We start from the raw sequence: 2,607 nt of genomic DNA, 5'->3' as shown, positions 1-2,607 counted from the left end.
GTCACCATGAGCCCAGGTGGCGGAACTGGTAGACGCGCTGGTTTCAGGTACCAGTGGCCATTGCGGCCGTGGAGGTTCGAGTCCTCTCCTGGGCACCAATTCTTCAAATTTCCATGCCCCTCTGCTGACACTTAAGAATCCTTTCGATCCGCCCAATAGCGGGGCAGCGGAATCTTATTGCTGAGCTGTAGGCGACTCAACCCACTGGCTTTTGGGCCGTCCGCAAAGCGGTCCCGCCCTCTACGCTTGAGCATACCCCCCCCCTCAACACAACCAGGCTGCGGGCGTGCCACCCTGCCTGCGCTGGCAGGCCTCACCCACCGCAGCATGACTGATCAGGCCCGTGCATGCTTGGTCGCCTTCTTATATTTCTTGAGGGGGAGGGCGGACTTGTAGTTTCGAATTCGCACTCAGAAAAAAGCCTGCAGGCCTCCCGGCGAAGGCGTCGCTCAGCAATATCGATGTAGTGGGGGTCGATTTCGATACCTATACTATTGCGTCCTGTTTTCATGGCGGCAAGCATGGTCGTCCCAGTCCCGCAAAAAGGGTCCAGCACGGTATCCTCCACGAAGGAGAACATCCGAACCAACCGGTACGCCAACTCGAATGGGAAAGGAGCAGGATGCTTTCTGGTAGATTCTCCCGGAATATTCCAGAACTGACGAAACCAAGCATCAAATTCTTCTTTCGACATACGACTCTTATCACGCTGATATTGGGTGGGTTTTCGGTATCCTCCCGGTTTTCTTTGCATCAGTATGAACTCAATATCGTTCTTAATGATTGCATTAGGCTCATATGGCTTCCCAAGAAATTTGGATCCGTTTTCCACCTCAAAGGACGCGTTGGCTATCTTGTGCCAAATGATGGGGTTGAGATTGTCGAAACCAATTTTCCGACACGTAACGACGATATCGGCGTGTAACGGAACAACAACGTGCCTACCAAAAGCGCGCCGGGAAAGGCAGACGTCTCCGACTACACAAACCAAGCGTCCCCCCGGAACTAAGACACGAAAGCATTCACGCCAAACCTTCTCCAATTCACCGAGAAAATCTTCATAATCCTTGACATGCCCCAACTGGTCAGGATGCTCATTGTAGCGCTTTAATGTCCAATATGGAGGAGAAGTAACCACAAGATGGATAGATTCATCAGGAATAAATGAAAGATCACGCGCATCACCATGAACTAACCGGTGACGGGTGTTTTTGTGTTTGTTATTAGGGCTCATCGAGCAACCCCCAAACGAGCCAGAAGCATCCTTACGGCATTCTCTATCGAATCCTTGGACTCGGAGGCGAATGAAATAACGTCTATGTCACCCGACGACAACCTATTCTGGATATTGATATGCTCGTCAATGAATGGATAATAAATTATGGTGGCAAATTGTGCTTCCGGAAAAACCGATTTGAGTCTTGCTGCCTTGTTAACGATCTCATCACAACGCTTGTGAATATCCCTCCGCGCCTCGATCCGCTTGACATCGATTCCTATCTGCACAGGCCCATCGTGCGGCGTGGCCGCATCAAGCTCAAATTCTTCGCCGTTTGCTGTGAATTTGCGTTTTTTGAATTTTACTGAGCTGAATCGATTTAAGGTTTCAACGATCCTCCGTTCCCATCGTCCTTTCCCTTTCCGAATTTCTTTGTCTATAAAGGCAACCCGATCAAGAGTTGATAGAGCTGGGATCTCAATGTAAGGAGGAAGAAATGGCTTGATATAGCCTGCTATGGCGCAAGCTTTCTGTTCAGTTAATTTAGGGTTGTAGGTATTGACGCTCCTTATCCGCAGATCGCGTTCTATGGCCCGCGCTGCTATGTTGCAGACGGCAATCAATGGCTTGAGAATTGAGGGGTGGCGCATGATGGCTTTGGCCAAATCGGGCACGCTGACGTTTGAGAATATGATAACCTCTACCTCACGGGTTTCCAGGAAGTCAGCAAAGGCATCTCTCAGCGCTTTTTCGATCTCTTCCTGGCGCATCTTCGCCTCATCAGCCACCCATGACATGTAATCTGCATGAGAGCCGTATCCGTCAGGCATGTCGACTCCCCCACTTAATACTCACAAATTTTACCAATAAAATCATGATTCATACATCCTTTATCCTTTACTGGCGACATTGAAAAAATATTGAGTGATTACCTCTTCCAAGACATGCTTAGACCGCAGATTTTGACGCGCAAAAAGAAATGGGGCACACGCAGACCGCGCTCTTTTTGCTTGATGTTCTTCATCGCTCACACTCCGTCAAGAACCCTAGGTGAGTAGAAACCGGCGGCATCTTCCAGTCAAGAACGAAAGCTAGCATCTCTCCCGCTACAGCCCTGTGCCTTGGCCGGAACGTATCTATAGCAACACCTGCTCACTGAGCTATTTGAGCGCGCTATCACATTTGCGTGTCGGCAGATGATTCCTGCACCCAGCACCAGGAATGTGACATCGCGTGTGACATCGTAGCCGTCTATGTCTCTATAGCTATTGATTTTAAAAAGCGAGAGATGGTCGGGGAGACTGGATTCGAACCAGCGACCCCCTGCTCCCAAAGCAGGTGCGCTACCAGGCTGCGCTACTCCCCGTCGCATGCGGCCCGGGCATCGC

Annotated in this window: 2 protein-coding genes and 2 tRNA genes; 1 reads left to right on the top strand and 3 read right to left on the bottom strand. The window is 50.3% G+C overall.

The features are described 5' to 3' along the window. The first annotated feature begins 10 nt into the window (after positions 1-10). A tRNA-Leu gene (locus D6694_00250) sits at positions 11-98 on the top strand. Between the two features lie 215 nt (positions 99-313). Here the strand turns inward: D6694_00250 and D6694_00245 are convergent. The 3 genes from D6694_00245 to D6694_00235 form a co-directional block, all read right to left on the bottom strand. Next, on the bottom strand, positions 314-1,234 hold the full coding sequence (locus tag D6694_00245) for a site-specific DNA-methyltransferase (protein ID RMH48640.1): 921 nt from the start codon (positions 1,232-1,234) through the stop codon (positions 314-316). Next, complete coding sequence (locus D6694_00240; GenBank protein RMH48639.1) at positions 1,231-2,016, bottom strand: hypothetical protein; 786 nt, start codon at positions 2,014-2,016, stop codon at positions 1,231-1,233. Before D6694_00240 ends, D6694_00245 begins: the two co-directional genes overlap by 4 nt. A gap of 492 nt (positions 2,017-2,508) precedes the next feature. Further along, a tRNA-Pro gene (locus D6694_00235) sits at positions 2,509-2,585 on the bottom strand. Positions 2,586-2,607 lie beyond the last annotated feature (22 nt).

This window comes from Gammaproteobacteria bacterium (assembly GCA_003696665.1).
GTDB lineage: Bacteria > Pseudomonadota > Gammaproteobacteria > Enterobacterales.
Note: the sequence above shows the minus strand (reverse complement) of the source record. Positions and strands in the feature narration are given on the sequence as shown.

Excerpts from the sequence above, each read along its gene's own strand:
- D6694_00240 (RMH48639.1), bottom strand. The coding sequence starts at position 2,016 with ATGTCATGGGTGGCTGATGAGGCGAAGATGCGCCAGGAAGAGATCGAA.
- D6694_00245 (RMH48640.1), bottom strand. The coding sequence starts at position 1,234 with ATGAGCCCTAATAACAAACACAAAAACACCCGTCACCGGTTAGTTCAT.